The 13770-nt window shown below is 57.5% G+C and carries 13 protein-coding genes; 4 read left to right on the top strand and 9 right to left on the bottom strand.

What is annotated here, in order from left to right; translation table 11 throughout:
• Positions 1–79 precede the first annotated feature (79 nt).
• Positions 80–895, bottom strand: coding sequence for a serine O-acetyltransferase (gene cysE / locus OQ273_RS06355; RefSeq protein WP_267989629.1), 816 nt, complete (start codon positions 893–895; stop codon positions 80–82).
• A gap of 133 nt (positions 896–1028) precedes the next feature.
• On the opposite strand from cysE, the gene OQ273_RS06350 reads away from it, so the two are divergent.
• Positions 1029–1832 (top strand): enoyl-CoA hydratase-related protein, encoded by an 804-nt coding sequence (locus OQ273_RS06350; protein ID WP_267989628.1) that lies wholly within the window; start codon positions 1029–1031, stop codon positions 1830–1832.
• Between the two features lie 13 nt (positions 1833–1845).
• Here the strand turns inward: OQ273_RS06350 and OQ273_RS06345 are convergent, their stop codons facing one another.
• Positions 1846–2736 (bottom strand): alpha/beta fold hydrolase, encoded by an 891-nt coding sequence (locus OQ273_RS06345; protein WP_267989627.1) that lies wholly within the window; start codon positions 2734–2736, stop codon positions 1846–1848.
• On the bottom strand, positions 2736–3518 hold the full coding sequence (locus OQ273_RS06340) for an alpha/beta fold hydrolase (protein WP_267989626.1): 783 nt from the start codon (positions 3516–3518) through the stop codon (positions 2736–2738). Before OQ273_RS06340 ends, OQ273_RS06345 begins: the two co-directional genes overlap by 1 nt.
• A 284-nt stretch (positions 3519–3802) precedes the next feature.
• Here OQ273_RS06340 and OQ273_RS06335 point away from each other — a divergent pair, with 284 nt between their 5' ends.
• Positions 3803–4048, top strand: coding sequence for a zinc-finger domain-containing protein (locus tag OQ273_RS06335; protein ID WP_267989625.1), 246 nt, complete (start codon positions 3803–3805; stop codon positions 4046–4048).
• A gap of 119 nt (positions 4049–4167) precedes the next feature.
• On the top strand, positions 4168–5358 hold the full coding sequence (locus OQ273_RS06330; protein WP_267989624.1) for an FAD-dependent oxidoreductase: 1191 nt from the start codon (positions 4168–4170) through the stop codon (positions 5356–5358).
• A 34-nt stretch (positions 5359–5392) separates the two neighbouring features.
• On the opposite strand, the gene OQ273_RS06325 is transcribed toward OQ273_RS06330, so the two are convergent.
• From OQ273_RS06325 to OQ273_RS06310, 4 genes are all read right to left on the bottom strand, one after another.
• Complete coding sequence (locus OQ273_RS06325) at positions 5393–6181, bottom strand: amino acid ABC transporter ATP-binding protein (protein WP_271292090.1); 789 nt, start codon at positions 6179–6181, stop codon at positions 5393–5395.
• A 15-nt stretch (positions 6182–6196) separates the two neighbouring features.
• On the bottom strand, positions 6197–7576 hold the full coding sequence (locus OQ273_RS06320; protein ID WP_267989623.1) for an amino acid ABC transporter permease: 1380 nt from the start codon (positions 7574–7576) through the stop codon (positions 6197–6199).
• A 4-nt stretch (positions 7577–7580) separates the two neighbouring features.
• Entirely contained in the window at positions 7581–8777 is a 1197-nt protein-coding gene (locus OQ273_RS06315) for an amino acid ABC transporter permease (protein ID WP_267989622.1), read from the bottom strand.
• A gap of 141 nt (positions 8778–8918) precedes the next feature.
• Positions 8919–9938: an amino acid ABC transporter substrate-binding protein gene (locus OQ273_RS06310; RefSeq protein WP_267989621.1), complete on the bottom strand. Its 1020-nt coding sequence runs from the start codon at positions 9936–9938 to the stop codon at positions 8919–8921.
• A 306-nt stretch (positions 9939–10244) separates the two neighbouring features.
• On the opposite strand from OQ273_RS06310, the gene OQ273_RS06305 reads away from it, so the two are divergent.
• Positions 10245–11438, top strand: a complete 1194-nt coding sequence (locus tag OQ273_RS06305; RefSeq protein ID WP_267989620.1) for a cystathionine beta-lyase — start codon at positions 10245–10247, stop codon at positions 11436–11438.
• A gap of 6 nt (positions 11439–11444) precedes the next feature.
• Here OQ273_RS06305 and OQ273_RS06300 read toward each other — a convergent pair whose 3' ends face one another.
• Complete coding sequence (locus tag OQ273_RS06300; RefSeq protein ID WP_271292089.1) at positions 11445–13079, bottom strand: molybdopterin-binding/glycosyltransferase family 2 protein; 1635 nt, start codon at positions 13077–13079, stop codon at positions 11445–11447.
• Positions 13076–13768: an XdhC family protein gene (locus OQ273_RS06295; RefSeq protein ID WP_267989618.1), complete on the bottom strand. Its 693-nt coding sequence runs from the start codon at positions 13766–13768 to the stop codon at positions 13076–13078. Before OQ273_RS06295 ends, OQ273_RS06300 begins: the two co-directional genes overlap by 4 nt.
• Positions 13769–13770: the final 2 nt, after the last annotated feature.

Raw genomic sequence — 13770 nt, 5'->3', positions numbered from 1 at the left:
TGGCTTGGCGGGCAGTGTAAAGCCCCCAGCGGCAAATCCCGTCATTTCCACAAGAAGCGGATTTGTCCCCCGCTTCAAATCAGTCGTTCAATGTCTGGTCCATCGAACGCGCAGGTTCCTTGCAACCGGCCTGCCCGACCACGCGCGCCGGCACTCCGGCAACAGTGGTTGATTCAGGAACCGGCTTGAGCACCACCGAACCCGATGCAATGCGCGAGCAGCAACCGATTTCGACATTGCCGAGCACTTTGGCGCCGGCGCCGATCAGGACACCATGGCGCACCTTCGGATGCCGGTCACCCTGTTCCTTGCCGGTTCCACCAAGGGTAACGCCTTGCAGGATGGACACATCATCCTCGATCACCGCGGTTCCACCCACGACAAGACCGGTAGCATGGTCAAGGAAAATGCCTTTGCCCATGCGCACGCCCGGATGGATGTCCGTCTGAAACACTTCGGACGATCGGCTCTGCAGGTAAAGCGCATAATCCGTGCGCCCCTGCTCCCAAAGCCAATGGGCAAGGCGATGAGCCTGAATGGCATGGAACCCCTTGAAATAGAGGACCGGTTCGATGAAGCGCCCACAGGCAGGATCACGATCGTAGACCGCCTGTACGTCAACACGCAGCACCGAGCTCCATTCCGGCCAGTCTGCCAGCATTTCTTCAAAGGTCTGCCTGAGGAGATTTGTCGGCATATCCGGATGATCAAGCCGCTCGCACACGCGGTGGATGACCGCGTCTTCAAGCGTCCTGAAGTTCAGGATTGTCGAATAGTGATAGGTCGCAAGCACCGGATCATTTTCGATCGCCTGTTCCGCTTCGGTCCGGATCGCTTCCCATATGGGATCCATAACCTTGACCTGCTTGGCGCCAACGGTTTTGCCAACAACCATATTACCTTCCTCCGGCGGTGGCTCGAAAGGCCGTGTAATTACACGGATCCGGCCAGATTATCTCTATCGCAACAGAAACAACATTCGGTAAAGATAGGCCAGACACATTAAGATTCAAATGGATAACTTTTTGATGAAATCAAGGCACACTTTCGCCGCCGAGACCCTTATCGCTTCTACCGACGGCACGGCTGGTTTCCTGACCCTCAATCGACCGGAACGGAAAAACGCGATCACCTTTGATATGTGGCGCACAATCCCTCAAGCGCTTGAATGGCTTTGCGCCCAGGGAGATATCCGCTGCGTCATCCTTGAGGGAGAAGGCGGGATGGATTTCTCCGCCGGTGCTGACATCACGGAGTTCGACCAGTTGAGAGAGGAACGCTCGGCAGCCGAAGACTATGAAAAATCGAACGCAGACGGATTTCGCGCCGTTCGGCATTGCCCCGTACCTGTAATCGCCATGATCAATGGCGTATGCTTCGGCGGCGCATTCGGTCTTGCAGCGGCCGCCGATATGCGTATTGCGAGCAATGATGCGATCTTCGCCGTGCCTGCGGGAAGGCTGGGCCTTGCCTACCCGGTCGATGCGATGAGCGATATCGTCGAGGCCGTCGGACCACAAACGGCGCGCGCGCTGCTTTACACCGGCCGACGCTTTAATGCGCGGCAAGCCCATTCTGCCGGGCTTTTATTGTCGGTTTGCGGTCTTGCCGATCTCAAAGCGGTCACCATGGACTTGGTTGAGCAGATTTGCACAAACGCACCGCTGTCCAATCGCGCCTCCAAAGCCTCGATACGCGCGGTACTCAGTGGCAGCACCGATGACCGGACGCTCGCGGAAAATATCGCGCAATCAACTTTTGCCAGCCTAGACTACCAGGAAGGTAGAAAGGCTTTTCAGGAAAAGAGACCGCCGGTCTTCTCCGGCAAATAGCACGGTAAATCGGTCAGATTGTTTCAAGGAACTCCAGAATAGCCGCCTGAAAAATATCGTTCCGATCACCAGCCACCATATGGCCGGCGCCCGAGACATCGGCGAGCTTGGCATGCGGAACCAGTTTGAGAAACTCTTCGGCATGCTCTTCTGAAACAAGCTCGGACTGCCGGCCGCGCACGAGCAATGTCGGAATGGCAAGCGCCCGCGCGGCCTGCGAACGATAGGCTTCGGGATTGTCACGGCCGGTGCTGACGGGACGCGGACCGTTTATAAACGCCGGATCCCAGTGCCAGCGATAGCGACCGTCATCGCCGAGACGCAAATTCTTTGACAACCCTGACAAGGATTTTGGGCGGCTGCGATTGGGAAGATAGGCTGCAATGGAATCGGCGGCTTCCTCAAGCGATACAAACCCCTCCTCCATTCGGTCCGACATAAAGCCCAAAATCCGGTCGACTCCGTCCCTGCGCATGCGCGGCGTAACATCGACGAGAACCAGGGCTTTTAGGAGATCCTGTCCGGATTCATACTGCGCTGAAAGCGAGGAAATGCCGCCCAGCGACGCACCTATGACGATCGGCCTTATACCGTAATCGCGGCGGATCCTGCGAGCAACACTGGCGACATCGGCGGCAAAATCGTCGAAAGCATAGGCCTTGTCTGTAACCCACTCACTATCGCCATGACCGCGTTGATCGATGGCAATCGCAGTGCGCCCGGCCTTTTGCAACGCCCGTGCCGTTGTATCCCATGCATGGCGCGTCTGACCGCCACCGTGGAAAAACAGGACGGGCGGGCCTTCGGCCTCGTAAACGCTCGCCGCAAGCCTGTTGCCGTGCGCACCCTCATAGTGACAAACAACGCTGTCGTTCACAGTCTGTGATGTCGTTGCATTGCTCATCAGGCCCCTGCCTTGCTGTAAAAGGAGATAACTTCCGCCTTGTAGGTCTTGTCGCCCACCGCCAGCATGTGATCCTTACCGGCAATTTCGAACGCCCGTGCATGTGGCATTTTTGAAGCGAGTTCATCCGCCGATCCTGCGATGACGTCCTTGCTTCCAACCGCCACGAGCGTCGGCATGGTGAGCTGCTGCAGCTGGTCGGGTTGGACCAGCGTGCGCGAGGCTTCAATACAAGCCGCAAGCGCAATGCGGTCTGACTTCGTCTGATCGGCGAAGGCCCGGAACGCCTTGCCCGTTTCGTCGCTCACATCCTCAAGGGACGGTGCAAGAAGCGCCCTTGCGACCGGCGCCCAATCTCCAACCCCGTCAATCATGCCGGCACCAAGACCGCCGAAGACAAGCGAGCGCACGGCATCGGGCGCCTGAAGGGCGAGAAATGCGCTCAGCCGCGCACCCATGGAATATCCCATCACATGCGCCCGACCTAGCCCGAGATGATCAAGCAGCGCCCTTGAATCCGATGCCATCAGCTCTGGCGAATAGAAAGCTGGGTTGTGAAGCTTTTCACTTGCTCCATGACCGCGATTGTCCAACGCAACAACCCGGTAACCGGCCTCGGAAAGCCCCCTCACCCAGCCGGTATGAACCCAGTTCACGTGAGCGGTTGAGGCAAAGCCATGAATGAGCAGAACCGGAAAACCGTCGCGCGGGCCGGTGTCCAGAAAGGCGATGCCGACGCCGTCATTCTCGAATTCGTCCATCTGCAGGCGGTTGAAATCCATTCCGCGGCTCCAAAGTTGCAGTCCGGACCAGTGAGATATGACAATCTTGAACATTTCTCAACATCGCATTCAAGCATCAATGCAAACGGATACTGAATGCCAGCCGGCCGGCTTTCGACAATCCGTTCGGGTCGCCGGCCTGTCTGTCAGGTAACAATCACCGAAAAAGTGGGAGTTTTTTAATACCGATTGAAAAATGCGACATATGGAGGAGTATTTTCTCTACACATTTGACAACCATGCGTATATGGATTGGACAGACTACTTGACTTTGGAGAACTGAAATGGCCGGGCAGCCCATCCCGCATTTCCACAACGACGCCGGACATCCTTCAATCGAGGTCGGCGTCCGGGAATTCATGTGTGTCGGTGCCAATGCACCATTCGATCACCCCCATGAGTTTTTAGACATGGGTAGCGACAATGAGATAATTTGTCCCTACTGCTCAACGCTTTATCGTTTCAACAGCGACTTGGAACCGGGCGAGACCAAACCCAATGGCTGCAAATTCGAGGTCGAGATAAGCTGATCTGAACAGGGTTTGAGCAATGGCCGAAAGATGGTACGCTTGTCAGGAAACCATCAGACCAAATTCGACCGGACTGTTCTTCAGAAGCGGCATATTTGCCAATTAGTCACGACAACAAAATGCAACCAAAAATTGCTGTTATTGGCGCAGGCATTGCCGGACTGACCGCCGCACTTGCGCTGTCACAGCGCGGCTTCCATGTCGACGTGATCGAGAGTTACGATGCACTGGCGGAAGTCGGTGCCGGACTGCAGCTCTCCCCAAACGTTACAAGACTTCTCATCGACCTTGGATTGGCCGCCGCGCTGCCCTCCATCATTGCCGAGCCGAAAACGCTGGCGCTGCGCTCGGGAACCAGCCGTCGTCTTCTTTGTGAATTGCAGTTTGGCGAATCAGCACGCACGCGCTGGCATGCCCCCTACGGGGTTGCCCACCGTACAGACCTTCAGAATATACTGGCGGCAGCCGTTGCTGATAAGACTAATGTCCGAATGCACATGGGAAAGCATATTGCGGCAGATACCGAGGACGATCTGCTGACGATTATAACCGAAATTGTTGGTGAGGAACCGGTGCTCGTCGTCGGAGCCGACGGCGTCTGGTCATCGACGAGAAAGATCGCCGCCGCACACAGCCCGGCGACCTTCTCCGGCACCGTCGCCTGGCGGGGTGTTAGCGAAAACTTGTATTCATCCGACGGGGATAGCCTCCCAACGGTCACTGCCTTTCTGGCACCCGGATCCCACCTTGTTCTTTACCCGCTTGGACGCCGCAATGCGGTCAATGTCATTGCCATCACCGCTGGTACAATCGACAGTCACGAATGGGACCTTGCGGCGGAACCGGCCTCACTGCTCGAACACTTCAAGGGCTGGGACGAAGGCATCCGCGCCTGGCTTGCAGACACCACATGGAGAAGGTGGCCTTTGTTCGAGGTCAGGCAAACGGTATTCAGTGCGGGAGCCAGGACGGTGCTGATCGGCGATGCAGCCCATGCGCTCACGCCGCATGCGGCACAGGGCGCGGCCATGGCAATCGAAGACGCCTGCGCGCTGGCCGAGTGTATGGCAACGGCCGGCGGCGATATTGAAAAGGCCATCAAAACCTTCAGCGCCGCACGGACACCACGCATTGCAAGGGTTCGCAAGCGTGGCGATTTCAACAAATTTACTTACCAGGCCGGCGGGCCGGTTCGCATGGTGCGCGACATTGTATTGTCGCTCAGATCACCAGAAAAACTCATGTCCGACTTTGACTGGCTTTACGGCTACGACGCCATAGCCGCCGTCAGCAAGACGGCTCAGTCCTGAAATCAACAATCAACGGGCCGTAGGCCAACCACCACTAGTGCAGGATCTGGCTCAGGAACAGTTTCGTGCGTTCGTGCTGAGGATTGTCGAAGAATTCGCCGGGCTCGTTCTGTTCGACAATCTGGCCCTGGTCCATGAAGATGACGCGGTTCGCGACCTGGCGTGCGAAACCCATCTCGTGCGTTACGCACAACATGGTCATGCCTTCTTCGGCAAGCCCCACCATCGTGTCGAGCACCTCCTTGATCATCTCAGGGTCAAGTGCCGAGGTCGGCTCATCGAACAACATGATCCTGGGGTTCATGCACAGCGAGCGGGCAATAGCCACACGTTGCTGCTGACCGCCGGATAACTGGCCGGGATATTTATGCGCCTGTTCGGGGATCTTGACCCGCTCAAGGAAATGCATCGCAACATCCTCGGCTTCCTTTTTCGGCATCTTGCGTACCCAGATCGGCGCCAGCGTACAGTTCTCGATGATCGTCAGATGCGGAAAGAGATTGAAGTGCTGGAACACCATGCCGACTTCACGGCGCACCTCATCGATCTTCTTCAGATCGTTGGTTAGCTCGATCCCGTCAACCACGATCTTGCCCTGCTGGTGTTCCTCGAGGCGATTGATGCACCGGATCATGGTGGATTTGCCGGACCCCGACGGTCCGGCAATGACGATCCGCTCGCCGCGCATCACCTTCAGGTTGATATCGCGAAGCACGTGGAAATCGCCATACCATTTGTTCATTCCGGTAATCTCGACGGCGACATCCGTGTCGGACACCGTCATCTTTGACCGGTCTACTTCCTGAATTGCCTCTTCAGACATTCCTATTCCCCTGACTTATGATTTGTGGCCGGTATCGAGCCGGCGTTCCATGTATTGCGAGTAGCGTGACATACCGAAGCAGAACCAGAAATAGACAAACGCGGCGAACAGGTAACCCGTCAGGGCCTGACCGGGCGAAGCCCATTTCGGATCGGAGAAGCTGGCCTGGATCTGCCCGAGAAAGTCGAACAGACCGATAATAAGGACCAGCGTCGTATCCTTGAAAAGGCCAATGAAGGTGTTGACGATACCGGGGATGACAAGCGTCAGCGCCTGCGGCAGGATAATCATTCGCATCATCTGCCAAAAGCTCAGCCCCAGCGCCATGGCACCTTCGTACTGCCCCTTGGGGATCGCCTGCAGCCCGCCCCGGACAACCTCCGCCATATAGGCCGCCGAGAACATGGCAACGCCGATCAGCGCCCGCAGAAGCTTGTCGAAATGTGTGCCTTCCGGAAGGAACAGGGGCAGCATGACCGAGGCCATGAACAGAACCGTAATCAGCGGAACGCCGCGCCAGAACTCAATGAAGATCACCGAAAACAGTTTGACGATCGGCATGTTGGAACGTCGCCCGAGCGCCAGCCCGATGCCGATCGGCAGCGATACGGCAATGCCGGTCACCGCGATCACCAGGGTGACCAGGAGCCCTCCCCACCGGTCCGTTTCAACCGTCTCCAGGCCGAATGGCACTGCAAACAGCAGCAGGACCACCGCCAGCCCGCCCATAATGGCGAGAATGCTAAAGATAATGGGATTGGGATTGGAGTCGGTGCCCCGCGCGATCCCGTATCCGATTGCCATAAGGACAAGTGTGACGACCAGATAATCAATCCAGAACCGGACGGTGGCGTTGTCCGTAAACAGTTCCGGCAGCAGGAAACCGCCATAGTGCAGGTTTCCGCCGGTCAACAGGATAAAGCTGGCGACCGGAAAGATGATGGTCATGAACAGGATGTTGGCACCCTTGAAGGGAGCGGACGGGATCAGCAGTGGAGCCAGTCCCCCGAACAGCATCACGTAGACGATATTGACCCGCCACTGCTCGGCATCGGGATATCGACCGTAGATGAACTGGTTGAAATAGGCGCCCACATAGGTCCAGCAGGCGCCGAACCAGCCTTCTTCCTGCACGCCGCCCTGCCCGATCGTGGTGCAGGCGGCCCGGTCCGTGCCGGTCCAGACTGCGTCAACAAACGCGAACCTGAAAAGCGGCGGTATCACTAGATACAGCGCATAAAGGACCAACAACGTCAGCAGCGTGTAATACCATGTCGAAAACAGGTTGCTGCGCAGCCAGGCGATCGCACCGATGTCCCGAACGGGAGCCGCCGATGCATCCACCATTTCCTCGCGGACAAAGGCAATGGAGGTGTCATGGGATGTCTGAGCCATCGTCTTACCTCTCCACCAGCGCCATACGGGCGTTATACCAGTTCATGAACGCCGCGGTGAGCAATGACAGCGCCAGATAGGTGAGCATCGTCATCGTAAGGATTTCAACCGCCTGCCCCGTCTGGTTGAGCGCCGTGCCGGCAAAAACCGAGGTCAGGTCCGGATAGGCGATTGCCACCGCCAACGATGAGTTCTTGGTCAGATTGAGATACTGGCTCGTCAATGGCGGTATGATCACGCGCATGGCCTGAGGAATGATCACCAGCCGCAAAGTCGGACTGTTGCGCAGACCAAGCGCATGTGAGGCTTCAGACTGTCCCTTGTTGACGGCCAGAATACCCGCCCTGACAATTTCCGCGATGAAAGCAGCCGTATAGGAGGCAAGCGCCAAGAGCAGCGCAATGAACTCAGGCACGATTGTCATGCCGCCGGTCGGCCGGAAGCGTCCCATCTCTGCATATTCGAATTCGAGCGGCGCTCCGGTGACGACAAAGACCACAATCGGCAAGGCGACGATCAGTCCGAGAGCTGTCCAGACGATGGGGAACTGCTGCCCTGTCCTCATCTGACGCTGCCGCGACCAGTAATAGATCACCACGGTGGCAACGATACCAATGACAAACGCCAGGAACGTCAGAAATGACAAATCCTGCGGAATGGGTTTCGGCGCGAACCAACCGCGGATATTGATCATGCCGAAGGCGCCTAGCCCAAGGCTTTCTCTTGCCGCCGGCAACAGGCGCAAGACACCGAAATACCAGATGAATATGTGAAGCAGCAGGGGAATATTGCGGAAGACTTCCACATAGACCGAGGCCACAAGGCGGATGATATAGTTCTGCGACAGCCGGGCGATGCCGATCAGAAAGCCAAGGATAGTCGCGATGATTATTCCGACAAAGGCCACCGATATGGTGTTGAGCAGACCGACGAGATAAACCCGCCCGTAACTTGATTCCGCCTGGTTGTATTCAATCAGCGATTGGCTGATGGCGAATCCCGCGTTCCGGTCAATAAACCCGAAGCCGGATGCAATGTTCTGCGCCGCAAGGTTTGCGAACATGTTCTGGACGCCGACAACGGCCAGATATGCAATGATCACGAGCAGTACGACCTGATAGACCCAGCCGCGTATTTTCGGATCGTTGAATAAAGCAACCTTCGGCTGGCCGACGCCCTGCGAAACGTCCTGCATAGCCATTATGTGATCTCCCACCCGTGCCCCGAAACTCCATCGGCGGCCGGGCCTGTCTTTTCCCCACGCCCGCCTTTCCGGCGGGTTCATTCATTATTTAGGCAATGTGCCCGGCGATCGTGAGAAAGCCGGGCACATTTTGTTTCTTTAGCGGATCGGCGGACCGTATTGCAGGCCGCCCTGGTTCCACTGGGCGTTCAGGCCGCGGGCGATTGCCAGCGGCGTGTCCGGGCCAACATTGCGGTTGAAGGCCTCGGCATAGTTGCCGACCTCTTTGATGATGTTATAGGCCCAGTCATTGCTGAGGCCGATGGCACCACCGAACTCACCCTCGGTTCCAAGCAGCCGCTTGATCGAGGGGTTGTCGCTGTTTTTCATCTCATCGACATTTGCGGACGTTACGCCAAGCTGCTCTGCGTTCAGCATCGCAAAGTGGGTCCACTTGATGACGTTAAGCCACTGGTCGTCGCCCTGACGGACTGCCGGACCAAGCGGCTCCTTGGAGATGATTTCCGGCAGAACGACGTGAGCTGCCGGCTCGGCAAGCTTCAGACGGTTTGCATAAAGGCCGGATTGGTCCGTGGTAAAGACGTCGCAACGCCCCGCATCATAGGCTGCAACCACTTCGTCGTTCTTTTCGAAAGCGACCAGTTCGTAGTCCATGTTGTTGGACCGGAAATAGTCTGCCACGTTCAGCTCCGTCGTGGTGCCGGTCTGCGTGCAGATGGACGCGCCGGAAAGCTCAAGAGCTGAATTGATGCCCATTTCCTTGCGAACCATGAAGCCCTGCCCGTCATAGTAGTTGACGACAGAGAAGTTCAGACCCAGCGCCGTATCACGGCTCATGGTCCAGGTGGTGTTGCGCGAAAGAACATCGATATCGCCTGACTGCAGAGCCGTGAAACGCTCCTTGGCGGACAGAGGTGTAAACTTCACCATTGATGCGTCGCCAAAGACCGCTGCAGCCACTGCACGGCAGAAATCGACATCAAGACCGGTCCAGTTGCCGTCCTGATCCGGATTTGAGAACCCCGGCAGGCCTTGGCTCACGCCGCACTGCAACGAACCTTTCGACTTGACTTCGTCAAGGGTCGCCGCTGACGCGGTACCGGCCGCAAGACTCAATACCGCTGTGCCGACGATTGCCGACAGGATTTTTCTTGTCATTTGTATAACCTTTTCGATTGCCCTGTTTTTGTCACTCCCTGAGAGCGTGTTTTTTATCAGCGTCAATATACCGCTCTTTTTTGACACGCTCTCGACACGGGTATCACATTCCCAATTCCCGCTCCGGGTCAAGTCCATATGTTCAAAATATGACAATTCGTCCCGGATTTGGTTAAACGCGTCGGGGTTGCAGGGAAATCTGGACATAATATCCAATATTTCCGCATCTATGGCCAATGAGGCCTTTGCACTTGCGCCGGTGCCGGTGTAGACCGACACGCCGAGACAGACACGTCAGGAAAACCAATGGCACAGTCAGAAAACCGGTCGAAATGGGGCGACAATACAAGGCTCGCCCATTGCGGCAACGACCCGCTCGAATTCCATGGCTTTGTCAATCCTCCGATTGCGCGCGCCTCCACTGTGCTGTTTCCAGATGCCGCAACCATGGCGAGCGGAAATCAGAAGTATCTCTATGGCACCCATGGAACGCCGACGTCCGATGCCTTGACGGATGCGATCGATGAACTTGAAGGATCGACCGGCACCATTGCCGTTCCATCGGGCCTCGCTGCCATCACGGTTCCACTGCTGTCATTCCTCGGTTCCGGCGACCACATGCTTGTCGTCGATTCGGTCTATTTCCCGACCCGCCGTTTCTGCGACACGATGCTGAAACGGCTTGGTGTGGAGGTCACCTATTACGATCCGCTTATTGGCGCCGGTATTGAAACGCTGATGAAGCCCAATACAAAAGTGGTGTTTACCGAGTCGCCGGGTTCAAACACCATGGAAATCCAGGATATACCGGCCATTGCCGCCGTCGCACACAAACAGGATGCCATCGTCATGATGGACAACACCTGGGCAACGCCGCTCTACTTCCGGCCGCTCGATTTCGGTGTCGATATCAGTATCCACGCTGCAACCAAATATCCGGGCGGCCATGCCGACGTACTGCTGGGCCTTGTTTCCGCCAATGAGCGGTACTGGCAGGGCTTGCGTGACGGTTACACAGCCCTTGGCGCCTGCGGCAACCCGGATGATTGCTATCAGGTCCTTCGCGGGTTGCGCACCATGGGCGTAAGGCTGGAACGCCATCAAAACACCGCCCTTGAGATCGCCCAAAAGCTGCAGGGGCGAAACGGCGTAGCGAACGTGCTGCACCCCGCCCTGCCGGACTTTCCGGGTCACGATTTATGGAAACGCGATTTCAAAGGTGCAAGCGGGCTGTTTTCGATCGTTCTTGACGGCGGACCATCACGCGACCTGCAGCGCGCGAAGGCACACGCGTTTTTGGACGCCCTTGAGATTTTCGGACTGGGTTATTCCTGGGGTGGCTATGAGAGCCTGGCAGTCCAAGTTTCGCTTGCTGACCGCACCGTCGCCAAAGCTCCGGAAGAAGGACCCGTCATGCGCCTGCAGATCGGCCTTGAGGACGCTGCCGATCTTCTGGACGATATTGATCGTGGCCTGGAAGCTGCGGCGAAGATTTCCTGAAGCGGCTCAATTCCTGAGTACACCGCCGGCTTCGATGACAGCCTGACGCGTATCGACATCGACCAGAGCGGCATCCCCGATATCAACATCAACAACCCGCAAACCGCTCGCGGCGATGATCTGGCGTGCGCCGGTATCGCCTTCCAGGCGCATGACGGCATCGAAGGCGGAACGTGGCAGGATTACGGGGTTACCCCGCACCTGACCACTCGCCGCACGGACAACGGCTTCACCGCCGACATTTTGAAACGCCGATATCAACGTATCCAGATGAGATGCTTCAACAGCCGGCATGTCAGCCAACATAATCAGCGCGCCGGCGCTTCGCTCGTTCAGTGAGGCCACGCCACGGCGCAGGGATGATGCCATGCCTTCCTCGAAGTCAGGATTGTCGACGACCGTTACTTCAAGACCGTCGAGTACCGAAGACATCTCTTCACCCCGATAGCCAACAATGGCGGTAACCGCCGAAGCTTTGCTGGCCAGGGCCGCCTGACATGATTTGCGCAGCAGCGGTACGCCGTCGAACTCGGCAAGAAGCTTGTGGGGCGGGTCCTCTTTTGACGCACCTGCCATACGGCTGGCGCGCCCGGCGGCAAGAACGACGATCTCCACCGGCAGATCGGCTTTATCGACGCCTTCGCCTTTCAGCCTAGGCTGCGGCCTCGTAGGAATTTCCTTCAACAGTCCGCCGACACCCATGGACATAATCGTCTCGGGTGAAGGCGTCTCACCGGCCAGAATACGGGCAAGCACCCAGTCAAATCCGTTTTCCTTGGGACTGCGCGCGCATCCAGGCGCCCCGATCACCGGAACCGGCCCGACATGCCCAAGCACAAGAAGATTACCGGGATCGACCGGCATGCCTACATGGTCAACAGCACCGCCCGCGAGCTTGATAGCTGCCGGAATGACATCCTCGCCGTCCACGATCGCCGATGCCCCGAACGCGACGATCACATCGCACTCTGACTTGATTTTCGACACTGCATCGGCCACCGCCGCAGCGTCATGGCGCACCCGTTTTTCGGCCGCAAGCACGCTTCCGGACGCATCAAGGCGCGTCTGCAAAAGCCGTGCGGTCTTGTCCATGACAGACTGTTTGAGCGATGGCAAAGTTGTTGCAACCAGTCCGACACGCGCCCTTTGGAACGGGCGGAGCGCAAGTATGCCCGGCTTCGAAATGACATCCTGTGCGGCATTCAGGCTTTGGCCCGAAACCGCAAGCGGGATAATCTTGATGGTCGCCACCATTTCGCCGGCGCTCACCTGGCTATGGTCGGCAACGGTCGCCAGTGTGATGGCCGGATCGATGCGGTTGAACCGGTTGACCATTTCGGCGTCGGCACGAAAAAGGCCGTTTGTGTCGGCAAACAGATTGACCCGCCCGGTGGCCGCCCGTCCGGCCCTGATCTGCGGAACGTCAAGTGCCTCGGCAAGCGCCTCAGCCGCACGATCTTCACCGATATCGCCGGGCTCAAGGCAGGCAACGACGACCTCTTCAATGTGCTCGCCCTCCAACACAGCGACGTCTTCCGTGTCAAGAACCCGTCCCTTCTTCAGCCGCACCTTGCCCGCTACCAACGAATGGGCAAGCACGCAGCCGACTGCCTGTGCTGTTGAGACCGGTCCGAATTTCAACTGCCTACCACCTGTCTTTTCCGCAAGGCCGAAATAATCTCCGCAAGGATTGCAACGGCAATTTCCTGCGGGCTCGAAGCACCAATATCCAGACCAATCGGGGAAGCGATCCGCGCAATCATCTCATCTGTGACGCCAATATCCGAAAGTCTGGCCACCCGCTTCGCATGGGTTTTGCGGCTGCCAAGGGCGCCGACATAAAAGCATCCGGCGTCCAGCGCCGCTTTCAGGGCGTCATCGTCTATCTTGGGATCGTGCGTCACGGCAGCAAGCGCCGTAAACGGATCCAGCGGATGCGCCTGCAAGACCTCCTCAGGCCACTGCGCATGGAGCGTCACCCCCTCAAACCGCTCGCTCGTCGCGAACGCCGTTCTCGGATCGATGACGCTCAGGTCAAATCCGGCAATCTTTGCCATTGGCGCAAGCGCCTGCGAAATATGGACGGCTCCGATCACCACCAGACGCGGCGGCGGTAAATGGGCGTTGATGAAATACTGGCGTCCATCGGCTTCGACTGCAGCCGACTTGCCGGTTCGGAACGCCCGTTCCACCATCGGCCCCAGTGTGCCCGGAGTCGCTTTGCCTTCCTTTACAAGCGTATTGCTTCCATCAGCGAGATCGGTTACCAGCACGGCCGCACGGCGCGCGGCACGCTCTGCATTCAGTTGGCTAAGCAGATCGATATCCACGC

Origin of the sequence: Hoeflea prorocentri (assembly GCF_027944115.1) — a bacterium.
In the GTDB taxonomy this organism is placed as follows: Bacteria; Pseudomonadota; Alphaproteobacteria; order Rhizobiales; family Rhizobiaceae; genus Hoeflea_A; species Hoeflea_A prorocentri.
Note: the sequence above shows the minus strand (reverse complement) of the source record. Positions and strands in the feature narration are given on the sequence as shown.

What these genes read in the sequence shown, in the direction of transcription:
- OQ273_RS06335 (WP_267989625.1), top strand. Translation starts at nt 3,803, where the DNA reads ATGGCCGGGCAGCCCATCCCGCATTTCCACAACGACGCCGGACATCCT.
- OQ273_RS06325 (WP_271292090.1), bottom strand. Translation starts at nt 6,181, where the DNA reads ATGTCTGAAGAGGCAATTCAGGAAGTAGACCGGTCAAAGATGACGGTG.
- OQ273_RS06320 (WP_267989623.1), bottom strand. Translation starts at nt 7,576, where the DNA reads ATGGCTCAGACATCCCATGACACCTCCATTGCCTTTGTCCGCGAGGAA.
- OQ273_RS06330 (WP_267989624.1), top strand. Translation starts at nt 4,168, where the DNA reads ATGCAACCAAAAATTGCTGTTATTGGCGCAGGCATTGCCGGACTGACC.
- OQ273_RS06340 (WP_267989626.1), bottom strand. Translation starts at nt 3,518, where the DNA reads ATGGATTTCAACCGCCTGCAGATGGACGAATTCGAGAATGACGGCGTC.
- OQ273_RS06315 (WP_267989622.1), bottom strand. Translation starts at nt 8,777, where the DNA reads ATGGCTATGCAGGACGTTTCGCAGGGCGTCGGCCAGCCGAAGGTTGCT.
- OQ273_RS06305 (WP_267989620.1), top strand. Translation starts at nt 10,245, where the DNA reads ATGGCACAGTCAGAAAACCGGTCGAAATGGGGCGACAATACAAGGCTC.
- OQ273_RS06310 (WP_267989621.1), bottom strand. Translation starts at nt 9,938, where the DNA reads ATGACAAGAAAAATCCTGTCGGCAATCGTCGGCACAGCGGTATTGAGT.
- cysE (WP_267989629.1), bottom strand. Translation starts at nt 895, where the DNA reads ATGGTTGTTGGCAAAACCGTTGGCGCCAAGCAGGTCAAGGTTATGGAT.
- OQ273_RS06345 (WP_267989627.1), bottom strand. Translation starts at nt 2,736, where the DNA reads ATGAGCAATGCAACGACATCACAGACTGTGAACGACAGCGTTGTTTGT.
- OQ273_RS06350 (WP_267989628.1), top strand. Translation starts at nt 1,029, where the DNA reads ATGAAATCAAGGCACACTTTCGCCGCCGAGACCCTTATCGCTTCTACC.